General features: G+C 64.4%; 17 protein-coding genes and 2 pseudogenes. 16 read left to right on the top strand and 3 right to left on the bottom strand.

From position 1 onward, the window contains the following. The first annotated feature begins 50 nt into the window (after nt 1-50). The 4 genes from F7R26_RS11795 to F7R26_RS11780 all read left to right on the top strand — a co-directional run bounded on the left by F7R26_RS11795 (nt 51) and on the right by F7R26_RS11780 (nt 3784). Nucleotides 51-932, top strand: coding sequence for a polysaccharide deacetylase family protein (locus F7R26_RS11795; RefSeq protein ID WP_150990960.1), 882 nt, complete (start codon nt 51-53; stop codon nt 930-932). Next, a complete protein-coding gene (locus F7R26_RS11790; protein ID WP_150990962.1) occupies nt 932-1906 on the top strand; it encodes a sterol desaturase family protein in 975 nt (324 codons plus the stop codon). The genes F7R26_RS11795 and F7R26_RS11790 overlap by 1 nt, the downstream gene beginning before the upstream one ends. Before the next feature lie 156 nt (nt 1907-2062). Next, a complete protein-coding gene (locus tag F7R26_RS11785) occupies nt 2063-2938 on the top strand; it encodes an EI24 domain-containing protein (protein WP_150990964.1) in 876 nt (291 codons plus the stop codon). A gap of 12 nt (nt 2939-2950) precedes the next feature. Continuing rightward, nucleotides 2951-3784: a competence/damage-inducible protein A gene (locus F7R26_RS11780; protein WP_150990966.1), complete on the top strand. Its 834-nt coding sequence runs from the start codon at nt 2951-2953 to the stop codon at nt 3782-3784. A gap of 96 nt (nt 3785-3880) precedes the next feature. On the opposite strand, the gene F7R26_RS11775 is transcribed toward F7R26_RS11780, so the two are convergent. Then, on the bottom strand, nt 3881-4345 hold the full coding sequence (locus tag F7R26_RS11775) for a rhodanese-like domain-containing protein (RefSeq protein WP_150990968.1): 465 nt from the start codon (nt 4343-4345) through the stop codon (nt 3881-3883). A 585-nt stretch (nt 4346-4930) separates the two neighbouring features. Between F7R26_RS11775 and F7R26_RS11770 the strand changes: the two genes are divergently transcribed. From F7R26_RS11770 to F7R26_RS41940, 5 genes and pseudogenes are all read left to right on the top strand, one after another. Then, nucleotides 4931-6346 carry a 3-hydroxylaminophenol mutase gene (locus tag F7R26_RS11770; RefSeq protein WP_043347388.1) on the top strand — a complete coding sequence of 472 codons (1416 nt, stop codon included), beginning with the start codon at nt 4931-4933 and terminating at the stop codon, nt 6344-6346. A gap of 134 nt (nt 6347-6480) precedes the next feature. Next, nucleotides 6481-7044: a DUF4124 domain-containing protein gene (locus F7R26_RS11765; protein ID WP_416351283.1), complete on the top strand. Its 564-nt coding sequence runs from the start codon at nt 6481-6483 to the stop codon at nt 7042-7044. Between the two features lie 4 nt (nt 7045-7048). Beyond that, nucleotides 7049-8200: a nitrogen regulation protein NR(II) gene (gene glnL, locus F7R26_RS11760; RefSeq protein ID WP_150990970.1), complete on the top strand. Its 1152-nt coding sequence runs from the start codon at nt 7049-7051 to the stop codon at nt 8198-8200. 115 nt (nt 8201-8315) lie between these two features. Beyond that, nucleotides 8316-9450 (top strand): annotated as a pseudogene (gene ntrC / locus F7R26_RS11755) (nitrogen regulation protein NR(I)); the annotation flags it as partial. A 167-nt stretch (nt 9451-9617) separates the two neighbouring features. Next, nucleotides 9618-9860: pseudogene (locus F7R26_RS41940) on the top strand (helix-turn-helix domain-containing protein); the annotation flags it as partial. Nucleotides 9861-9946: 86 nt separating this feature from the next. Here the strand turns inward: F7R26_RS41940 and F7R26_RS11750 are convergent. After that, the gene (locus F7R26_RS11750; protein ID WP_150990974.1) at nt 9947-10738 is read right to left on the bottom strand and encodes an HAD-IIB family hydrolase; all 792 of its coding nucleotides are present in this window, start codon (nt 10736-10738) and stop codon (nt 9947-9949) included. A 176-nt stretch (nt 10739-10914) separates the two neighbouring features. Between F7R26_RS11750 and ugpB the strand changes: the two genes are divergently transcribed. The 5 genes from ugpB to ugpQ all read left to right on the top strand — a co-directional run bounded on the left by ugpB (nt 10915) and on the right by ugpQ (nt 16017). Then, nucleotides 10915-12231 carry a sn-glycerol-3-phosphate ABC transporter substrate-binding protein UgpB gene (gene ugpB / locus F7R26_RS11745; RefSeq protein WP_150990976.1) on the top strand — a complete coding sequence of 439 codons (1317 nt, stop codon included), beginning with the start codon at nt 10915-10917 and terminating at the stop codon, nt 12229-12231. 124 nt (nt 12232-12355) lie between these two features. Continuing rightward, complete coding sequence (gene ugpA, locus F7R26_RS11740) at nt 12356-13237, top strand: sn-glycerol-3-phosphate ABC transporter permease UgpA (RefSeq protein WP_043347372.1); 882 nt, start codon at nt 12356-12358, stop codon at nt 13235-13237. Between the two features lie 12 nt (nt 13238-13249). Then, the gene (gene ugpE / locus F7R26_RS11735; RefSeq protein WP_006157799.1) at nt 13250-14098 is read left to right on the top strand and encodes a sn-glycerol-3-phosphate ABC transporter permease UgpE; all 849 of its coding nucleotides are present in this window, start codon (nt 13250-13252) and stop codon (nt 14096-14098) included. A gap of 67 nt (nt 14099-14165) precedes the next feature. After that, the gene (locus F7R26_RS11730; RefSeq protein ID WP_150990978.1) at nt 14166-15269 is read left to right on the top strand and encodes a sn-glycerol-3-phosphate import ATP-binding protein UgpC; all 1104 of its coding nucleotides are present in this window, start codon (nt 14166-14168) and stop codon (nt 15267-15269) included. 1 nt (nt 15270) lies between these two features. Next, the gene (ugpQ, locus tag F7R26_RS11725; protein WP_150990980.1) at nt 15271-16017 is read left to right on the top strand and encodes a glycerophosphodiester phosphodiesterase; all 747 of its coding nucleotides are present in this window, start codon (nt 15271-15273) and stop codon (nt 16015-16017) included. A 36-nt stretch (nt 16018-16053) separates the two neighbouring features. On the opposite strand, the gene F7R26_RS11720 is transcribed toward ugpQ, so the two are convergent. After that, nucleotides 16054-17715 (bottom strand): SulP family inorganic anion transporter, encoded by a 1662-nt coding sequence (locus F7R26_RS11720; RefSeq protein ID WP_193692066.1) that lies wholly within the window; start codon nt 17713-17715, stop codon nt 16054-16056. Nucleotides 17716-18138: 423 nt separating this feature from the next. Between F7R26_RS11720 and F7R26_RS11715 the strand changes: the two genes are divergently transcribed. Together F7R26_RS11715 and odhB are read left to right on the top strand one after the other, a co-directional pair. After that, nucleotides 18139-20994 (top strand): 2-oxoglutarate dehydrogenase E1 component, encoded by a 2856-nt coding sequence (locus F7R26_RS11715; protein ID WP_150990982.1) that lies wholly within the window; start codon nt 18139-18141, stop codon nt 20992-20994. A 97-nt stretch (nt 20995-21091) separates the two neighbouring features. Further along, the gene (gene odhB / locus F7R26_RS11710; protein WP_150990984.1) at nt 21092-22345 is read left to right on the top strand and encodes a 2-oxoglutarate dehydrogenase complex dihydrolipoyllysine-residue succinyltransferase; all 1254 of its coding nucleotides are present in this window, start codon (nt 21092-21094) and stop codon (nt 22343-22345) included. Nucleotides 22346-22480 lie beyond the last annotated feature (135 nt).

The following is a 22480-nucleotide window of genomic DNA, read 5'->3' as shown; positions in this document are numbered from 1 at the left end:
GTATGGCCGCTGCCACTCCAATGCAGTCACAGGAAATCAGGACAGGCATCATGAGCAAGCATTCGCAGCCCCGGTTGCCCCGCGCTTTGGTCCGCGCGGTGGCTGCCGGGCTTGCAGCCACCGGACTGGCGCTGGCCGCCGGGCCGGCCAGTCCGGCGGGCCCGGTGCCTGCCGCCGCGCCCCAGGCCTGCCGCGCCGGCACGCTCTACCTGACCTTCGATACCGGCAGCATGAGCCAGGCGGCGCTGATCGCCGATACGCTGCGCCAGCACCATATCAAGGCCACGTTCTTCCTCGCCAACGAACCCACCATCAACAAGGACAGCTCGCTCGACCCGGGCTGGGCCGCGTACTGGAAGACGCTGGCCGCCGATGGCCATGTTTTTGGCAGCCACACGTTCGATCACGTCTACCTGCGCGGCGTACGCGACGGCAAGGTCACCATGCGGCCGCAGTTCGGCGCGCATGCGGGGCAGGACGTGGTGATGGACCAGCAAAGCTTCTGCAGCGAGCTGAACCGCAGCGCGCAGGCGCTGAAGCACCTCAGCGGCGCGACCATGTCGCCGCTGTGGCGGGCACCGGGTGGCCATACCGCGCCGCAGACGCTGCAATGGGCCGAGCAGTGTGGGTTCAAGCACGTGGCCTGGGCGCCGGCCGGCTTCCTGGGTGACGAGCTTTCGTCCGAGCGTTTCCCGAACAAGGTGCTGCTGGAGCGCGCATTGCGCGGCCTGCGCGATGGCGACATCGCCATGGCACACCTCGGGATCTGGTCGCGCAAGGACCCCTGGGCGCCCGGCGTGCTCGAGCCGCTGATCAGCGGCCTGGAGCGCAAGGGTTTCTGCTTTGCCACGCTGCGCGAGCATCCCGCCTATCGTGACTGGCTGCGCGGGCAGTCCGCCACGGTGGCCGGGCAACCAGCCGGGAGCCGCTGATGCTCGACCTGCTCAACGGCTGGATTGGCCAGATTGAAGCCACGCTGTTCCAGGGCGTGATCCTGCCGGTGGTCTACCAGCTTGGGCTGGGCGGCTATGCCGAGGACGCCTTCACCGGCACCGAATGGCTGCTGGTCGGGCTGGTGCAGATCGTGGTGATGGTGCTGATCCTCGGGCCGCTGGAAAAGCTGCGCCCGGTCGAAGCGGTGACCGACCGCGCCGCCATTCGCACCGACATCCTCTACACCGTGGTGCATCGCCTCGGCCTGTTCCGGCTGGCCATGTTCTTCCTGCTTGATCCGCTGATGGATGGGCTGGAAGGGCATATGCGCCTGCTCGGCTGGCAGCGGGTCAATGTGGAAGACTGGTGGCCGGCGGTGACGTCGATCCCGCTGGTCAGCTTCCTTATCTACCTGCTGCTGTTCGACCTGCTTGACTACTGGTACCACCGCCTCTCGCATACCTACCGCTGGTGGTGGAGCCTGCATTCGCTGCATCACAGCCAGCGCCAGATGACGCTATGGAGCGATAACCGCAACCACCTGCTCGACGACATGCTGCGCGACGTGGTGTTTGCGGTGGCGGCGCTGGCGGTGGGCGTGGAGCCTTCCCAGTACGTGCTGCTGGTGGCGCTGTCGCAACTGCTGCAGAGTTTGCAGCATGCCAACCTGCGCCTGCACTTTGGCTCGTGGGGCGAGCGGCTGCTGGTCTCGCCGCGCTTTCACCGCACCCACCATGCGGTTGGCGTCGGCCATGAAGCCATCGGCCGGCCCACCAAGCTGGGCGGATGCAACTACGGCGTGATCTTTCCCTGGTGGGACATGTTGTTCCGCACCGCCGTGTTCTCCGACGCCTACTACCCCACCGGGGTGCGCGACCAGATGCCGCCACCGGCAGGCAAGGGGCGCGACTACGGCGCTGGCTTCCTGTCCCAGCAGTGGTACGGGATCAAGCGCCTGTTGCGGCTGGGCTGAAGCGGCGGGGCGCCTGCCGCGGCAGCTCCGGGAGCGTGCATGCGCGCTCCCTCCCGCGCCCTGCCGTCTTGCGCTAGCGGCGCACGCGTCCCCCGCAGCACTTATGACGTGTGCTAGTCTAGTTAATCCCGCCTTTGTGGAACCCCAATTTACTGCATGAACGATATTTTTCGCGCGCTAGGCCGTGCCCTGATCAGCCAGCTGCATCCGCGCATGCTGATGCTTACCGTCATTCCTTTCCTGCTCGCCACCGGGCTGTGGGGTGGCCTGCTGCTGTGGGGGTGGGAGCCGATCATGACGGCCGCGCGCAGCGTGCTCGAGACGTCGGTGCTGACCAGCTGGATCTACGGCGCGCTGGACTGGTTCGGCTTGCAGTCCTTGCGCACGGTGGTGGCGCCGCTGTTTGTGATCGCGCTGATGATCCCGCTGGTGATCGCTTCCATGCTGGTGTTTATCAGCTTGTTCTCGGTGCCAGCCGCGGTGCGGCACCTGGAGCGCAGCTATCCGGACCTGGTCAAGGCCAAGGGTGGCAGCATGGTGGGCAGCGTGTTCCAGGCGCTGGGCAGCACCATGGTGTTCCTGCTGCTGGCGCTGGTGACGCTGCCACTGTGGCTGATCCCGCCTTTCTTTGCCTTGATCCCGCCCTTGCTATGGGGCTGGCTGACCTATCGTGTGATGACCTACGACGCGCTCGCGCAGCATGCCACGCCAGAGGAGCGCAAGACGCTGATGAAGCGCCATCGCATGGCGTTGCTCTCCATCGGCGTGGCGGTGGGCCTGCTGGGCTCGGCGCCGACGCTGATCTGGGTGGCCTCGGCGGCGCTGATTTTCCTGTTCCCGTTCGTGCTCGCGGGCACGCTGTGGCTGTATGTGCTGATCTTTATTTTCTCGGCACTGTGGTTTGGGCATTTCTGCCTGCGCGCGCTGGAGCAGTTGCGCGCCGAGCGCGCTGCTGCGGCAGCCGCGGCGGCGCCGGTGGTGGACGTTATCGACCTGGCGCCGTCCGATGTGCGGCGCATTGAACAATCCTGAAGCGAGGGCATCATGGGTTTCGGCCTGATCGTCATTGGTGACGAGATTCTGTCGGGGCGGCGCGAAGACAAGCATATGCGCCGTGCCATCGAACTGCTGGCGGCGCGCGGGCTGGCGCTGGACTGGGCGGAGTACGTGGGCGACGAGCGCGCGCGCATCACCGCCACACTGCGCCGCACGTTCGCTGGCAACGATGTGGTGTTCTGCACCGGCGGCATTGGCGCCACACCCGATGACCACACCCGGCAGTGCGCCGCGGCCGCGCTTGGCGTGCCGCTGGAACTGCATCCGGATGCCCGCGAGCAGATCGCCTTGCGGATCGCGGAGACCGCGGCGGGCGATCCCGCCAAGGCCGACCTGAACCTGCCGGAGAACCAGCATCGCTTCAAGATGGGCGAATTCCCCGCCGGGGCGCGCATCATCCCGAACAGCTACAACCGCATCCCCGGCTTTTCCGTGGCCGACCATCATTTCATGCCTGGCTTCCCGGTCATGGCGTGGCCGATGATGGAATGGGTGCTGGATAACTACTATTCCCACCTGTTCCATCAGGCGGTGCAAGTGGAGCGGTCGTTCCTGGTGTTCGAGGCGCCGGAATCCACGCTGACGCCGCTGATGGAGCGGGTCGAGGCCGCCTTCGAAGGCATCCGCGTATTCAGCCTGCCGTCGGTGGGCGACGCCAAGCGCGGCGAGCTCTATGCGCGCCGCCACATCGACCTGGGTGTGAAGGGGCTGGCCGACCAGGTCGAGCCTGCCTATGCCATGCTGCGCGAAGGCGTGCAGGCAATGGGCTTCGAGCTGGTGGAGGTTGCGGCGCGGCGTCCGGGAGATCCGGCAGGGGACTGAGCCGTGACGGCGCCGACGTGGCAGATGCAATGAAAAAACGGGACAGCCACGCTGTCCCGTCTTGCTTTTTTTGCGCGATGTACGCGTTCCCGAGCTTCAGGCGCCGTGCCAGGGCAGGCCGCGGAAGCACCAGCCTTCCACCGTCTTGCGATGGTGCTGCTCGTCGCGAGCGCCTTCGAAGCCTTCCAGCACGTCCATGGCGAACTGATAGCCGGCTTCCGTGGCGACGCGGGCAGCGTGCTTGGAGCGTGCCGCACTGCGGCACAGGAACAGCACGGGCACATCGGCGGGCACGCGGGCCCTGAGCTGCGCGATAAAGGCGGCGTTCTGCGTGCCGCCCGGATAACTGCTCCATTCCACATGCGCCAATTGGGCTTCCGGCAGGTCCGGCCCGCCGATCCAGTCGAGCTCAGCCTGCGTGCGCACGTCTACCATCACGGCGGTCGGGTCGCCCTGCAGTAGTGCAAAGGCCTCCTGGGGCGAGAGGGCGCCGAAGTATGGCAGTTGGTTTTGCTGCTGGCGCTCGCGCGCAGCTTGGAGTAGATCGTCTCGGGTGGTCATCTGGGTGACAAAATCGGTGGGTGAAATGGCATCTGGCAGAGGCTGCCGGATATTCTAGCGCGCCGGGCGTGCTCGCCGGCGGCCTTTGGATGTGAACGGCAGCAAGCGGCATCGGTTGTGCCGAAGTTGCGCCCGGCTTGGTTGCGCGCTGCGAGTCCCTTGGTAGCCAGGATCTTGCACCGCAAGTAGGCAACGGCACTCGGTTTGCACCACAATGTTCTAATCTGGTGCGTTGGCACCAAAAAAGGGCAATAAGGCGCCAGTATGCACACTTTTGGTGATTTCCGCGGGGGCCGGGGAGACTCGCTGGCGTCCCCGGAATGAGGCGGAAGCCGAACGGATTTATGCGTATGCCATATGCGGCACCCGAAACGCGCCTGCCCCCCCGTATCGCGCCGTCTGGCTGCACTTTTTTCGGGAACGCAGGGGTAACTAGGGGGTTGCCTTGGCATGCTTTCTGCTAACATTCCTCGTCCCTTTCGTGGCCGATCTTTGTGTTGATGCAAACGTCTTTGATGCGTTGCACAGCGGAGATCGACGCAAGAATGGCTTTTCTAGATTCAGCCGAATTTCCAGGAGATAGGCATGGCCCACAGCGTTGCAGATGTGATGAAGCTTGTGAAGGAAAACGACGTCAAGTTCGTCGACTTCCGTTTCACCGATACCAAAGGCAAAGAGCAGCACGTGTCGGTACCCGTGTCGCACTTCGATGAAGACAAGTTTGAAAGCGGCCACGCTTTCGACGGCTCGTCGATCGCCGGCTGGAAGGGTATCGAGGCTTCGGACATGCTGCTGATGCCGGATCCGAATACCGCTAACGTCGATCCGTTTTACGAAGAACCGACCCTGATCCTGACCTGCGACGTGGTTGAGCCGTCGGATGGCAAGGGCTACGACCGCGACCCGCGTTCCATCGCCAAGCGCGCCGAGGCTTACCTGAAGAGCACCGGCCTGGGCGACACCGCCTTCTTCGGCCCGGAACCCGAGTTCTTCATTTTCGACGGCGTGACCTGGAACATTGACATGCAGGGTTGCTCCGTCAAGATCCACTCGGAAGAAGCACCGTGGTCGTCGGGCAAGGAGTTCGAACACGGCAACAGCGGCCACCGTCCGGGCAAGAAGGGCGGCTACTTCCCGGTTGCCCCGATCGACACCTTCCAGGACATCCGTTCGGAAATGTGCCTGATCCTGGAATCGCTGGGCATCCCCGTGGAAGTCCACCACCACGAAGTGGCTGGCCAGGGCCAGAACGAAATCGGCACCAAGTTCAGCACGCTGGTGCAGCGCGCTGACTGGACGCAGCTGCAAAAGTACGTGATCCAGAACGTTGCCCACACCTACGGCAAGACGGCTACGTTCATGCCGAAGCCGGTCGTTGGCGACAACGGTTCGGGCATGCACGTGCACCAGTCCGTATGGAAGGACGGCCAGAACCTGTTCGCAGGCAACGGCTACGCTGGCCTGTCGGAATTCGCGCTGTACTACATCGGCGGCATCATCAAGCACGCGCGCGCGCTGAACGCCCTGACCAACCCGGGCACGAACTCGTACAAGCGTCTGGTGCCGGGCTTCGAAGCACCGGTCAAGCTGGCTTACTCGGCTCGCAACCGTTCGGCATCGATCCGTATTCCGTACGTTGCCAACCCGAAGGGCCGTCGTATCGAGACGCGCTTCCCGGATCCGCTGATGAACCCGTACCTGGGCTTCTCGGCGCTGCTGATGGCAGGCCTGGACGGCGTGCAGAACAAGATCCACCCGGGCGAAGCTGCCGACAAGAACCTGTACGACCTGCCGCCGGAAGAGGATGCAAAGATCCCGACCGTGTGCTCCAGCCTCGACCAAGCCCTGGAATACCTCGACAACGACCGCGAGTTCCTGACGCGCGGCGGCGTGTTCTCCAACTCCATGATCGATGCCTACATCGAGCTGAAGATGGAAGAAGTGACCCGCTTCCGCATGACCACGCACCCGATCGAGTTCGATATGTACTACTCGCTGTAAGGCGAGGCGTTGCCAGGTTGTGACCGGGCAACAGTTGCACCAGGAAGGGGCGGCCTCGGCTGTCCCTTTTTGTTTTGCTCGCCGGTTTGATCGCTAGAATGGGGCTCCTTTCCCACCATCCCATGCTGATGTCAATGGACGCGCTCGAATTCCCGCTTTCCTCGCTTCGACCCATGCACCGGTTCAGTGCCTCCATGCACGTATCGGCGGCTGCCTGCGCCATGCTGGCGCTTGTGCTGTTGTGCTGGAGCCGGCCGGCCCCGGCGCAGTCGGATATTTATGTCTGCGCTGGCCCCAACGGCGTGCCTGAGTACCGCAACGGCAACGGCGGCAAGGGCTGCAAGCGGCTCAGCCTGCCGGAAGTCACGACGGTGCCGGGCGGGCGCGTGAGCGCCCCTTCGGCAGGCAAGGGCGTCGGGCCCACGATGGCGCCCACCGCGTTTCCGCGCGTGGACAGTGCTACCCAGAAAAGCCGCGATAGCGAGCGCCGCGCGGTGCTTGAGCAGGAGCTGCAAAGCGAGGAGGCCAAACTGGCCGCGTTGCGCGCCGAGTTCAACAACGGCCAGCCCGAGCGCCAGGGCAATGAACGTAACTACCAGAAGTACCTCGACCGTACCGCCACGCTGCGCGACGACATCGCGCGTGGCGAGGCCAATGCCGCTTCGCTGCGGCGCGAACTCTCCAATTTGAAGGACTAGCACTATGCGTCGCCTGATTCGCAGCGTCTCGCGCAAGGTGGCTTTGGCCGGGGCTGGCACGCCGGCCGAGGGTGGAGCCGTGGTGCTGCCACTAGGCGATGTGTCCTACCACCAGGGGCTGGACGTGGTCGCCAACCCCGTGTTGCTGGTACGCCAGCCCGGCCTGCGCATCGTCTACGCCAATCCCGCCGCCGAGGCCAGCTTTGCGGTGTCGCGCAAAGCCATGGTGGAGCTGTCGCTGGCAGACCTGTTCGGCGCTTCGGAAGAGCTCGGCAGCATGATCGAGACCGTGATTTCACGGCAGTTCGACGCGCGCCGGCAGGATGTGGTTCTGCATCCGCCCCTGCAGGAGCCGATGCACGCGCACGTGGTGATCGGCGCGCTGGATGCCACGGCCGACACGGTACTGGTGGAAGTGCTTCCCAACGAGCAAAAGGTCCGCAGCGACCGCGAGGAGCGCATCCTCGACCTGACCTCGGCCAACAAGGAGCTCATCCGCAATCTGGCGCATGAGATCAAGAACCCGCTGGGCGGCATCCGAGGCGCGGCGCAATTGCTAGAGTTCGAGTTGCCTGACCGTTCGCTGCGGGAGTACACCCAGGTCATCATCAAGGAGTCGGACCGCCTGCAGACGCTGGTGGACCGCCTGCTGGAGCCGCACCGCCATCCGCACATCGTGTCCGACCTCAACATCCATGAGGTGCTGGAGCGCGTGCGCTCGGTGGTGCTGGCCGAATTCCCCTCAGGGCTGGATATCGTGCGCGACTACGACGCGAGCCTGCCCGACCTGCGCGGCGACATGGAGCAGTTGATCCAGGCCGTGCTCAACATCGTCCACAACGCTGCCCAGGCACTCGCGGAGCGCGTGGCGCGGGGCGATGCGCAGATCATCCTGCGGACCCGGGTGGCCCGCCAGGTCACCATTGCGAAGCGACTATTCAAGCTGGCATTGGACTTGCATGTCATTGATAACGGTCCGGGCATCCCCGAGGATATCCGCGAACGCATCTTCTACCCGCTGGTGTCGGGCAGGGATGGCGGTAGCGGCCTCGGTCTCACACTCGCTCAAACCTTCGTGCAGCAGCACGAGGGCTTGATCGAATGCGAGAGCCGGCCGGGCTGTACCGACTTCCGTATCCTGCTGCCCCTGCATTGATCGCATCGGCGACAGCAATTGGAACTGCCCCAATGATTGCTGCCGACCGGCTTGCCGGCGGTGTGCGGCCAGGTTCACGGAAGACCAAATGACACCGAGCAGACAAGCGACGCACATGAAGCCGATCTGGATAGTCGACGACGATCAATCAATCCGCTGGGTTCTTGAGAAGGCCCTCGCCCGCGAAAGCCTGCTCTCACGCAGCTTCACCAACGTGCGCGACGTACTGGCCGCACTGGAAGACGACGAACCACAGGTCCTGATCTCCGATATCCGCATGCCGGGTGGCTCGGGCCTGGACCTGCTGCAAGCGCTCAAGGCGCGGCATCCTGGGTTGCCGGTCATCGTGATGACGGCGTACTCCGACCTGGATAGCGCGGTAGCGGCCTTCCAGGGTGGCGCCTTCGAGTACCTGGCCAAGCCCTTCGATGTGGATAAGGCGGTCGAGTTGATTCGCCGCGCGCTGCAGGAAAGCCTGCGCGAGGAGGAGCTCGAAGACCGACTGGTCGACGCGCCGGAAATCCTCGGCCAGGCGCCGGCCATGCAGGACGTGTTCCGCGCCATCGGCCGCCTGTCGCAATCGAACGTGACGGTGCTGATCACCGGCGAGTCCGGTACCGGCAAGGAACTGGTGGCGCAGGCGCTGCACAAGCACAGCCCGCGGGCCAACGGGCCCTTTATCGCCCTCAATACCGCAGCCATTCCGAAGGACCTGCTGGAGTCGGAGCTGTTCGGCCATGAGCGCGGCGCCTTTACCGGCGCGCAGACCATGCGCCGCGGCCGCTTCGAGCAGGCCGAGGGCGGCACGCTGTTCCTCGACGAAATCGGCGACATGCCCTTCGACCTGCAAACGCGCCTGCTGCGTGTGCTGTCGGATGGCAACTTCTACCGCGTGGGGGGCCACAATCCGCTGCGCGCCAACGTGCGTGTGATTGCCGCCACCCACCAGAACCTGGAAACGCGCGTCAAGGAAGGCCTGTTCCGCGAGGACTTGTTCCACCGCCTCAACGTGATCCGCCTGCGCTTGCCGCCGCTGCGCGAACGGCCGGAAGACATCACCCTGCTGGCGCGTCATTTCCTGCAGAAGAGTGCCAAGGAACTGGGCGTGGAGCCCAAGCGCATGTCGGACGAGGCACTGGCCTATGTCAGCACACTGCCGTTCCCTGGCAACGTGCGTCAGCTGGAGAACCTGTGCAACTGGCTGACCGTGATGGCGCCCGCACAGACCATCGAGGTCAAGGACATGCCGGCCGAGATGATCGGCACTGGCACGGCGCCGGGCGGCGGTGCCGGCGCCGTGCGCCAGGCGGAGTTCCGGGCAGAGGGCAGGGCGGACGATGCCGATGGCCATGACGCCGTCGACTACGGCGCCGCGCCTTCCACCTTGGGCGGGGAGCCAGATACCGCGCTGGCTTACGCTGGCCGCTCGGCTGCGGCCAGCGCGCTGGCCGGCTGGGAGCACCTGCTGGCGGGGGAAGCCCGCGCCATGCTGGAGTCCGGCCAGCCGGAAGTCATGGACGTACTGACGCGGCGTTTCGAGAAGGCGGTGCTGGAGGCTGCGCTGGGCGTTACCCGCGGGCGCCGCGTCGAGGCGGCCACGCGCTTGGGCATTGGCCGCAATACCATCACGCGCAAGCTGCAGGAGCTGGGCTTCGATTGAATCGGGTCATGCCCGTCGTTGCAGCACATAAAAAAACAGCCGGGCTTGCCTGGCTGTTTTTTTATTGGGTGCTCGCCTTTGGCAGGTCAGCTGCGCGCGGCCAGCAGAAGTTCAGCCATTTCCGCGAAGCCCTCGCCGCAGGCCGCCTCGGTGATATAGGCCGGCTTGGCTGGCAGCTGAGGCAGGATGTCGCGGATATTAGCCACCCCGACCGACAGCGGGAAATGAGCAAACATGCTGGCGTCGTTCGCGGAGTCGCCGATAAACAGCCATTCCTCCCGCTCGGCATCCAGGTCCGCGCCCAGTAACTCCGCCACGCACAAACGGCTCATGCTGAGCTTGTCGTGATCCCCGAACCAGCCGTTGACGTGAATGGACGAGACCGTGGCGGTCATGCCGGCTTCCCGCATCAGCCCGGCAATGCGCTCGACCGCGGCGGGCGGCAGGGGGGCGACGTCCTCGGCGTGGTCGACAGCCAGGTCGGCGGCGTGCCAGGCCTGGTCCGAGGCCAGCGCGCAGCCTGGCACCTCTTGCACGATGCGTTTGCCAAGCGCGTGGATGCGCGACAGGTTATCGGCTCGCGTGGCGGCGTCGTCCAGGTAACGGGTCACCAGCTTGCCCGCGCGCAGGTGGGAGTAGAAGGCGCCGTTTTCACCGATGATGGCGTCCACCGGCCACAACCGCGTCAGGATCTCGGCCCAGGCGATGCAGCGTCCCGTGACCGGGATCACGTGCAGCCCGGCTGCCTTGAGGCGGTCGAGCGCCATGTAGGTGGCAGCAGGCAGCCTGCCGTCAGTGGTGATGGTGCCGTCGATATCGGTCAGTACGCCGCGAATCCGGCGCAGCGCCGGGGCGGGAAGGCTTTGTATGGCTTGCATAGCGCGAGATTCTACCCTGTCAAGCTGCCGATAAATCGTTGTCATATTATTGTAATTTAGTAGAAATGCCCGGTTTTCCAATCCAACAAGGCGGGGTAACATCCGCCTGTCACAAAAACTGCATACAGTCGGGCGATTTTTGTCCAATGCCACAAGATAGAACAGGAGAGATTTCCATGACCGTAAAACGTACCGCGTTGACCCTGGCGGCTTTTGCCATGCTGGCCGGCGCAGGATCGGCCAATGCCGCCGTCGAGATCCAGTGGTGGCATTCGATGGAAGGTGCGCTCAATGAGAAGGTGAACGCGATCGCCACGCAGTTCAATGCCAGCCAGTCCGATTACAAGATCGTACCGATCTACAAGGGCCAGTACGACGAGTCGCTGGCGGCGGGCATCGCCGCCTTCCGCTCGGGCAACGCGCCGGCGATCCTGCAGGTATTCGAGGTGGGCACGGCCACCATGATGAGCGCCAAGGGTGCAATCAAGCCGGTGGCGACGGTCATGAAGGACGCTGGCGAAAAGTTCGACGCGAAGATGTACATCCCGGCGGTGGCTGGCTACTACACCTCGAGCAAGGGTGAGATGCTGTCGTTCCCGTTCAATAGCTCCACCACGGTGATGTACTACAACAAGGACGCCTTCAAGAAGGCCGGGCTGGATCCGAACAAGCCGCCCGTGACCTGGCAAGAGGTGGCCACGGATTCCGCCAAGCTCAAGGCTGCCGGCATCTCTTGCGGTTACACCACTGACTGGCAGTCGTGGGTGCATCTGGAAAGCTTCTCGGCCTGGCACAACGTCTTGTTCGCCACCGAGAACAATGGCTTCGGTGGCACGGGCGCGCGCCTGGTGTTCAATTCGCCGCTGCACGTCAAGCATATTGCCAACCTGCTCGACATGCAGCAGAAGGGCTACTTTGTCTACGGCGGCCGCAAGGACGAGCCGAAGGCGAAGTTTATTGCCGGCCAGTGCGCGATGCTGACCGGTTCCTCTGCGGCGCTGGCGAATATCCGCAAGAACGCCAAGTTCGATTTCACCGTGGCGCAACTGCCGTACGAGCAAGGCGTGCCGGGCGCCCCGCAAAACACCATCATCGGCGGTGCTTCGTTGTGGGTGATGGGCGGCAAGAAGGCCGAGGAATACAAGGGCGTAGCCAAGTTCTTCACCTATCTGTCGCGCCCCGAGGTGCAGGCCGACTGGCACCAGTCGACCGGCTACCTGCCGGTAACGATGGCAGCCTACGAACTCACCAAGAAATCGGGCTTCTATGAGAAGAACCCCGGCGCGGACGTGGCGGTCAAGCAGATGATCGTCAAGACCACGGACAAGTCGCGAGGCATCCGCCTGGGGAACTTCCCGCAGATCCGTACGGTGATCGACGAAGAGCTCGAGGCAGTGTGGACCGGCAAGAAGCAGCCTAAGGAGGCTCTGGATTCTGCGGTTGCGCGCGGCAATGAACTGCTGGAGCGCTTCCAGAAGACGGTCCGCGAATAGGCGCTGCGGCTTCTTGAGTGTTTAGTAGGCGGAGGCTGTGCCTCCGTCTTTGGTTTGTGCGGCAGCCTCGCCGCACTGGCTATGACTGATGACGCGCCGCGCACAGCGGTGGCTTGGATGCGTGATGGAAAAACGGGTCGTATTCCGATCTTCATGGTTGCCTTATCTGCTGGTGCTGCCGCAGATGGCGGTGACGCTGATCTTCTTTTTTTGGCCGGCCGGACAGGCGCTGTATCAGTCTGTGCTGCGGCAGGATGCCTTCGGTATTGATCTCCAGTTCGTCGGCCTGGAGAACTTCCGCGATCTGTTCAGCGATGCGCAGTACCTGAACGCGTTTCGCGTCACGGGCGTGTTCGCCGTCGGGGTGACGCTGGTCGGGCTGACGGTCTCGCTGATGCTTGCCTACTTCGCCGATCGCGTGGTGCGGGGCGCCAGTGGCTACAAGATGCTGCTGATCTGGCCGTATGCCGTGGCGCCGGCGGTGGCGGGCGTGCTGTGGATGTTCATGTTCAACCCGACGCTGGGCGTGGTGTCCTACGCGCTGCATCGGTTCGGCGTAGACTGGAACTTCTTGCTCAATAGCAACCAGGCCATGCTGCTCGTGGTGCTGATCGCAGCGTGGAAGCAGATCAGCTACAACTTCCTGTTCTTCCTGGCCGGCTTGCAGAGCATCCCTAAATCGCTGATCGAGGCAGCCGCCATCGATGGTGCAGGGCCTTGGCGCCGGTTCTGGTCGATCATATTCCCGTTACTGTCGCCGACCACGTTCTTCCTGATGGTGATCAATGTGGTGTACGCCTTCTTCGACACCTTTGCCATTATCGACGCGGTGACCCATGGCGGCCCCGTCAACGCTACCAATACGCTGGTCTACAAGGTCTACCAGGATGGCTTCCGCGGACTCGATATCGGCGGCTCGGCCGCGCAGTCGGTTGTGCTGATGGGGATCGTGATTGTTCTCACGGTGGTGCAGTTCCGCTACGTGGAACGCAAGGTGCAGTACTGAAGGATTGGCAAAATGGTAGAACGACGACCCTTTCTAGATTTTCTCTCGCACCTGATGCTGGTGCTGGGCGTAGTGGTAGTGGCTTTCCCCGTCTATGTCACGTTTGTTGCCTCGACGCTGACCGCCGACGAGGTGCTGCAGGCACCGATGACGCTGCTGCCGGGCAGCCATTTCCTGGAGAACTATCGCACCGTGCTGGTGGCCGGCGTGGGCAATGCCGCCTCGCCTGTCTCCACCATGATGTTGAACAGCTTGATCATGGCGCTGGGCATCGCGCTGGGCAAGATCACGATCTCGATCATCTCGGCCTTCGCGGTGGTGTACTTCAAGTTCCCGCTGCGCAAGACCTTCTTCTGGATGATCTTCATCACGCTGATGCTGCCGGTGGAAGTGCGGATCCTGCCGACCTACAAGGTGGTGTCCGATCTCGGCATGCTGGACAGCTACTTCGGCCTGACCATCCCGATCATCGCCTCGGCGACCGCGACCTTCCTGTTCCGCCAGTTCTTCCTGACCATTCCGGATGAGCTGGCCGAGGCCGCGCGCATCGACGGCGCCGGGCCGCTGCGCTTCTTCAAGGACGTGGTGCTGCCGCTGTCCAAGACCAGCATCGCGGCGCTCTTTGTGATCCAGTTCATCTACGGCTGGAACCAGTACCTGTGGCCACTCCTGATCACCACGCAGAAGTCGATGACGCCGGTGGTGGTGGGGGTCACGCAGATGATCTCCCGCTCCGGGGATGCCGCGACCGACTGGAACCTGGTGATGGCCACGGTGATGCTGGCCATGGTGCCGCCCGCGATCGTGGTGGTGCTGATGCAGAAGTGGTTCGTCAAGGGCCTGGTCGAAACCGAAAAATAAGCGGGCGGGGCGGGGCGTGCCCATGTGATGGCGCGCCCGCCACGCTTGCCAGCGAGAAAGAATAGCAATGGCAAAACTGTCGCTTCGCAACGTACAGAAGACTTACGCCGGCAACGTCAAGGTTGTCCACGGCATCGATATGGAAATCAACGATGGCGAGTTCATCGTCATCGTCGGCCCCTCGGGCTGCGGCAAATCCACGCTGCTGCGCATGGTAGCCGGGCTGGAAGCCATCAGCGGCGGCGAGGTGCATATTGGCGACAAGATCGTCAATCACCTCGAGCCCGCCGAGCGGGACATCGCCATGGTGTTCCAGAACTACGCGCTCTACCCGCATATGAGCGTGTACGACAACATGGCTTACGGGCTGAAGATCCGTGGCATGGACAAGAGCGAGATCGAGCAGCGCGTCAAGCACGCCGCCGGCATCCTGGAGCTGGCGCCGCTGCTTGAGCGCAAGCCGCGCGCGCTGTCGGGCGGCCAGCGTCAGCGCGTGGCCATGGGCCGGGCGATCGTGCGTGAGCCTGCCGTGTTCCTGTTCGACGAGCCGCTGTCCAACCTCGACGCCAAGCTGCGCGTGCAGATGCGCCTGGAGTTGAAGGAATTGCACCGCCGCCTGCGCACCACCAGCATGTATGTGACTCACGACCAAGTCGAAGCCATGACGCTGGCGGATCGCATGATGGTGCTCAACGGCGGGCGCGTGGAGCAGATCGGCACGCCGCTGGAAGTCTATGCACGCCCGGCCAGCACCTTCGTGGCCAGCTTTATTGGCTCGCCGCCGATGAATCTGGTGCCGGTGGCGCGGACCAACGGCGGGCAGGGCGAAGCGCAGATGCGCGTGGAGCAGAAGCCGGGTGCGCAAGGCGTGCCTGCCACGCTCGGCCACTTGCCGATGGGCCTGCACCTGCCCGAGCGCGCGCTGCTTGGCCTGCGTCCGGAGCATATCGAGCCGTGCGCGGCGCATGAGGCGATCGCCGAGATCGAGGTCCGCCTGGTCGAGGCGCTCGGCGCCGACTCCTATGCGTATGGCACGCTGGGCGGCCAGCCGGTGGTGGTGCGGCTGGACAGCAGTATGCCTGTGCGCAGCGGTGATCGCCTGCCGATCACGGCCACGGCCGAGCACCTGCATTTCTTCGACGCCGATTCCGGCAAGCGCATCGAGGCCTGACATGACCCTAGCCGCCTGGCCCTATCCGCGCCATGTTGCCCATCGGGGCGCGGGCAAGCTCGCGCCTGAGAACACCCTGGCGGCATTCCGCCACGGGGCATCGTTTGGCTACCGCATGTTCGAGTTCGACGTGAAGCTGTCGGGCGACGGACGCCCGGTGCTGCTGCACGACGCCACGCTGGACCGCACCACCAACGGCCAGGGGCGGGCCGATGCGCTGACGTTGGGCGAGATCGCCATGCTGGACGCGGGCAGCTGGCACAGCCCTGCCTACGCCGGCGAACCAGTGCCCACGCTGGCGGCGATTGCTCGCTATACCCGTGCCAACGGCTTCTTCGTCAATATCGAGATCAAGCCCGTGCCCGGCGCGGAATGGCGCACCGGCGCGGCGGTAGCCCTCGACGCCCAGGCACTGTGGGCCGGCAGCGATGTGCTGCCGCTGCTGTCGTCATTCTCGGAAGAGTCGCTGGAAGCGGCCCGCAAGGCCGCGCCCGGCTTGCCGCGCGCGCTACTGCTGGACAAGCTGCCGCCCGACTGGCTGGAGCGGCTGCGCCGGCTGGACTGCGTGGCGCTCGATGCCAACCATCGCGAGCTTACCGCCGAGGTCATCCAGGCGGCCCATGCGGCCGGCTTCCGGGTGGCCTGCTATACCGTCAATGACCCGGCGCGCGCGACGGAACTGCTGAGCTGGGGGCTGGACACACTGATTACCGACGCGGTCAACCTGATCGCGCCGCGTCAGGCCTAGTCCACTAGTCCTCCCGGCGGTGCTGGCGCGGCCTGTTCAGGCAGGCTGCGCCAACGCGTCGCGCACCGCATCGTCCACGCTCCAGCCGCGCCATATTTCCTCGGGCAGGGCGGGGTTGCTTGCATGCGCCAGCAGGTCGCGCACCTCGTCCTTGACCCGCGCGAGCCGCAGCGGCATGCCGTGGGCCTTCGCGAACACTGCCAGTTCGCCCAAGGCTTCAAGGGCAGTGCCGTCGAGGTCCGACGATTCTTCCAGGCTGAGTATCAGGCCGTACTGGGGATGCTCGCGCGCCAGTGCCTGGCGCACGGTGCCCAGCACGCTATCGACGTTGCCGAAGAAAAGCGGCACTTCCGGGCGCGCGATCAGCAGTCCCTTGGGCGCAGTGGCCTCGGGGTGGCGCGCCGTGTCGACGAAGTCGTGGCTATCGGCCCAACGCCCCAGCCAGCTCACCTGCGGGCGCGACAAGCGTTGCAGCAGCATCGCCAGGCTGACCCCGATTGCCAGCAGCAGCCCATGCAGCACGCCCAGCAACAGCACGCCGGCAAAGGCGGTCACCGCGACCAGGCGGTCGCGCCGCCAGTCGAAATAAGGCCTGAGGCTGCCGGGGTTGAGGCTGTGCCCGACCGCGCGGATCACGATGGCCGCGAGTACCGGTTCTGGTGTGTGCGAGATCCAGGGAAGCAGGGTGCATACCGCGGTAAAGACCACGGCACCCGCAATCAAGCCGGCACGGCGGCTTTGCGCGCCGGCTGCTTCGTTAGCCGAGGTGCCGGAAAAACCCGCGCCCACCGGCATGCCCTGGAACAACCCCGAAGCGAGGTTGGCTAGCCCCAGCGCCGCCAGGTCGCGGTTGGGCGAGACGATGTCGCCGTGGCGCATGGCAAAGGTGCGGATCGAGCCGTAGCTCTCGGCATACAGGATCAGGGCCAGCGCGGCGGCCAGTTCGCCCACCCGCATCCAGTCGGCCATGCTCAGGTCCGGCACCCGGGGCGCGGAGAACTGCAGGGCGATGTTGCCGACGGCTGCCACGCCATGTGCCTGGGTCCAGCCGCTGAGGTCGAGCATGATGCCGGCGGCGATGACCAGCAGCGCGCCCGGCATGGCGCGCCAGCGCGCGAACACGTGCAGCAGCGCCAGCGCAACCAGTGCCACCGCAGCGCCAGCCAGGTTCCAGTGGCGCCAGCTGGCGAGCAGCTCCCAAGCCAGGCGCAGGAAGTCGCCGTGCGCCGGATGCACGTCCAGGACCTTCGGGCATTGCTTAAGCACGATGGTCAGCGCGAGTCCCAGCGCGAAGCCACGCAGCACCGGCTTGGCGATCAGGTTGGAGATCGCCCCCAGGCGCGCCAGCGACGCCAGCAGGAACAGCACCCCCGCCAGCAGGATCACGCCTGCGCCGAGGGCCATGCGCAGTCCGGCGTCGCCCTCGGCCGCAGCCGTGGTGGCTGCCAGCAGCACCGCGGCAGACGACGAGGTGGCTGAAACGATGGCAAAGCGGCTGCTGCCAAGCAGGCCGTAGACCAGGAGGCCCGCGAACAGCGCGATCACGCCGGCTTGCGGCGGCAGCCCGGCAATGCCGGAGTAGGCCACGGCCTCGGGCAGCAGCAGTCCGGCGATGGCCAGGCCGGCCACCAGGTCTGCGCGCCATGTGATGGAAGAAGCGCCCGGCGCAGAGGCGTCGGCGGTGGGGGAGGGCATCATTGGCGGGGCCGGGCGCTGGCCCGCGGCAGGTGTGGCAAGAGATGCATGGATCGCTCCTTTGGTTTACGGCTCCATGCTATCGAACGCATGGGTTTCGTCATCTCCTACGGGAGGCGGTCTTGGCCGCTTCGCAACACTGCGAAGCGGCCCGCGCGCGTTACGGCAAATTTCCCTCGGCTCACGCGGCAAACGTGCTATTCTTATGCGAGTGAAGACTTAGGTCCTTCCACGCACAACTGACCCTTTCAGGGCGACTGAACAGATCGGCACCCGCTGCGGTGCCGTTTGCATAATGATGCATTTGATGTGTTTCAGTTGCTGCCCGGAAAGAGTTGTTTGCAATCCGCTAACCGGTCAAGCCGTGTCGCGGAAGGTTGATGAACCCGCTTTATTCCGGCATTCCCGGATAATAGTGAGCGCCCCATGATGCAGCAGTATCAGAGCAATTCGTACCTCTTCGGCGGCAATGCCCCCTATGTAGAAGAGCTATACGAGGCCTACCTCGAAAATCCCTCCTCGGTTCCCGATAACTGGCGCGCGTACTTCGACGCGATGCAGAACGTGCCGGCTGTCGATGGCTCCAACGCCCGCGATATCCCCCACGCTCCCATCGTCGCCTCGTTCGCCGAGCGTGCCAAGGCGGGCCCGATCAAGACTATTGTTGCCTCGGCCGACTCCGATATGGGGCGCAAGCGCGTCGCTGCCACGCAGCTGATCGCCGCTTACCGCAACATCGGTTCGCACTGGGCAGACCTGGATCCGCTCAAGCGCCAGGAGCGTCCGCCCCTGCCGGACCTCGACCCCGCGTTCTACGGCTTCTCCGAAAGCGATCTCGACATCGTCTTCAACGCCAGCAATACGTATTTCGGCAAGGAATCGATGAGCCTGCGCGAGCTGCTCAACAACCTGCGTGAAACGTACTGCAGCAGCATCGGCGCCGAGTTCATGTACATCAGCGACCAGGCGCAAAAGCGCTGGTGGCAAGAGCGCCTGGAAACCACGCGTTCCAAGCCGGTGTTCACCCTCGAGAAGAAGAAGCACGTGCTCGAGCGCCTGACCGCGGCTGAAGGCCTGGAGCGCTTCCTCCACACCAAGTACGTTGGCCAGAAGCGCTTCTCGCTGGAAGGCGGCGAAAGCTTCATCGCTGCCATGGACGAACTGATTCAGCACAGCGGCAGCAAGGGCGTGCAGGAAATCGTGATCGGCATGGCCCACCGCGGCCGCCTGAACGTGCTGGTCAATACGCTGGGCAAGATGCCGGCTGACCTGTTCGCCGAGTTCGAAGGCAAGCACGTCGATGACCTGCCGGCCGGCGACGTGAAGTACCACAAGGGCTTCTCCAGCGACGTCTCCACCGAAGGCGGCCCGGTCCACCTGTCGCTCGCCTTCAACCCGTCCCACCTGGAAATCGTCAACCCGGTCGTCGAAGGCTCGGTCAAGGCCCGCCAGGAACGCCGCGGCGAGCCCGCGGGCCATGCGGAAGTGCTGCCGGTGCAAGTGCACGGCGACGCGGCATTCGCAGGCCAGGGCGTGGTGATGGAAACGCTGAACCTGGCGCAGACCCGCGGCTACGGCACGGGCGGCACGATGCACATCGTGATCAACAACCAGATCGGCTTCACCACCTCGGATCCGCGCGACTCGCGTTCCACGCTGTATTGCACCGACGTCGTCAAGATGATCGAGGCACCGGTGCTGCACGTCAACGGCGACGATCCCGAAGCCGTGGTGTTCGCCATGCAGCTGGCCGTGGACTTCCGCATGGAGTTCAAGAAGGATGTCGTGGTCGACATCATCTGCTTCCGCAAGCTGGGCCACAACGAGCAGGACACCCCGGCCGTTACCCAGCCGCTGATGTACAAGAAGATCGCCCAACACCCGGGCACGCGCAAGCTGTACGCTGACAAGCTGATCGCGCAGAACCTGGTGCCTGCCGACTTCGGCGACCAGCTGGTCAAGGAATACCGTGCCGCGATGGACGCGGGCAAGCACACGGTCGACCCCGTCCTGTCGAACTTCAAGAACAAGTTCGCTGTGGACTGGATGCCGTTCCTGAACCGCAAGTGGACCGACGCCGCAGACACCGCCGTGCCGGTGACCGAGCTCAAGCGCCTGGCCGAACGCATCACCACCATCCCCGAGCACCTCAAGCTGCATCCGCTGGTCGAGAAGGTGGTGAAGGATCGCGCCAACATGGGCCGCGGCGACCAGCCGCTGGACTGGGGCATGGGCGAGCATCTGGCCTTCGCCTCGCTGGTGGCTTCGGGCTACCCGGTGCGCATCACCGGCCAGGACGCCGGCCGTGGCACCTTTACCCACCGCCACTCGGTGCTGCACGACCAGAACCGCGAGCGCTGGGATGCAGGCAGCTACGTGCCCCTGCAGAACGTGTCGGAAAATCAGGCACCGTTCACGGTGATCGACTCGGTGCTGTCGGAAGAGGCTGTGCTCGGCTTTGAATACGGCTTCTCCACCGCTGAGCCGAACGCACTCGTGATCTGGGAAGCCCAGTTCGGCGACTTCGTCAACGGCGCCCAGGTGGTGATCGACCAGTTCATCTCCTCCGGCGAAGTGAAGTGGGGCCGCGCCTCGGGCCTGACCCTGATGCTGCCGCACGGCTACGAAGGCCAGGGCCCGGAACACAGCTCGGCGCGCATCGAGCGCTTCCTGCAGCTGTGCGCGGACCACAACATGCAAGTCTGCCAGCCGACCACCCCGGCCCAGATCTTCCACCTGCTGCGCCGCCAGATGATCCGTCTGTTCCGCAAGCCGCTGGTGATCATGACGCCGAAGTCGCTGCTGCGTAACAAGGATGCGGTCTCGCCGCTGTCCGACCTGGCCAAGGGTCACTTCGAGACGGTCATCCCCGATCACGAGGAACTGAACGCAAGCAAGGTCAAGCGCGTGATCATGTGCTCGGGCAAGGTCTACTACGACCTGGTCAACACCCGCAAGGAACGTGGCGCAACCGACACGGCCGTCATCCGCATGGAACAGCTGTATCCGTTCCCGCACAAGGCAGTGGCAGCCGAGCTGAAGAAGTACCCGAACGCCAACGAAATCGTGTGGTGCCAGGACGAGCCGCAGAACCAGGGTGCCTGGTTCTTCGTCCAGCACTTCATCATGGAAAACATGGCGGAAGGCCAGAAGCTCGGTTACGCGGGTCGTCCCGCCTCGGCATCGCCGGCGGTGGGCTACTACGCCAAGCACAACGAGCAACAAAAGGCGCTGCTGGATGCGGCGTTCTCCAAGCTCAAGGGCTTTGTCCTGACCAAATGATCGTGGCCAGCATGGCGGCGCGCGCGAAGAGCGCGCACCGCCATGCTTTTTGCCACCTGCCTTAAGCAAAAACGAATACATCAAGGAAATTCCAACCATGGCTATTGTTGACGTCAAGGTTCCGCAACTCTCTGAATCGGTTGCAGAAGCAACCATGCTGAACTGGAAGAAGAAGCCGGGCGAAGCTGTTGCCCAAGACGAAATCCTGATCGAAATCGAAACCGACAAAGTCGTGCTCGAAGTGCCGGCTCCGTCGGCTGGCGTGCTGTCGCAGATCATCCGCAACGACGGCGACACCGTGGTTGCCGACGAAGTGATCGCCAAGATCGATACCGAAGCCACCGCTGGTGCCGTCGCTCCGGCCGCTGCTGCACCGGCCCCCGCAGCCGCCGCCCCGGCCCCCGCAGCCGCTCCGGCAGCAGCCGGCGCCGTGGCCATGCCTTCGGCAGCCAAGCTGATGGCCGAAGGCGGCCTGTCCGCCGGCCAGGTTGCAGGCACGGGCAAGGATGGCCGCATCACCAAGGGTGACGTGCTGGCCGCGACCGCCGCGCCCGCTCCCGCACCGGCCGCCAAGGCAGCACCGGCTCCGGCCGCCGCCAAGCCGGCGCTGCAGCAGGTTTCCGCCCCGGTGGACTTCGCCGCCCTGGGCGACCGCCCGGAAGAGCGCGTGCCGATGAGCCGCCTGCGCGCCCGTATCGCCGAGCGCCTGCTGCAATCGCAAAGCACCAACGCCATCCTTACCACCTTCAATGAAGTGAACATGAAGCCGGTGATGGACCTGCGCAACAAGTACAAGGACCGCTTCGAGAAGGAACACGGCGTGAAGCTGGGCTTCATGTCCTTCTTCGTCAAGGCCGCGGTCCACGCGCTGAAGAAGTTCCCGCTGATCAACGCATCGATCGACGGCAACGACATCGTCTATCACGGCTACTTCGACATCGGTATCGCGGTGGGCTCGCCGCGTGGCCTGGTGGTGCCTATCCTGCGCAACGCCGACCAGATGAGCCTGGCCGACATCGAAAAGAAGATTGCTGAATTCGGTGCCAAGGCCCGCGACGGCAAGCTGTCGCTGGAAGAGCTGACCGGTGGTACGTTCTCGATCTCCAACGGCGGTACCTTCGGCTCGATGCTGTCGACGCCGATCATCAACCCGCCGCAATCCGCGATCCTGGGCGTGCACGCCACCAAGGACCGCCCCGTGGTGGAAGACGGCCAGATCGTGATCCGTCCGATGAACTACCTCGCCATGTCCTACGACCACCGCATCATCGACGGCCGCGAAGCCGTCCTGGGCCTGGTCGCCATGAAGGACGCGCTGGAAGATCCGGCGCGCCTGCTGCTGGACCTGTAATCATCTGCAAAGCCTGAGGTCTTGCCCGCATTGATCCCGCCGCGCCTGTCATCGGGCGCGGCACTGGCGGGCATGACGGACCGAAGAGTTGAAAGCGGCCTGGCGGGCGACGTTGCCCCGCCGTGGTTGCAAAAG

It is taken from the genome of Cupriavidus basilensis (assembly GCF_008801925.2).
GTDB lineage: Bacteria > Pseudomonadota > Gammaproteobacteria > Burkholderiales > Burkholderiaceae > Cupriavidus > Cupriavidus basilensis.
This window is presented reverse-complemented; position numbering and strand designations above follow the sequence as displayed.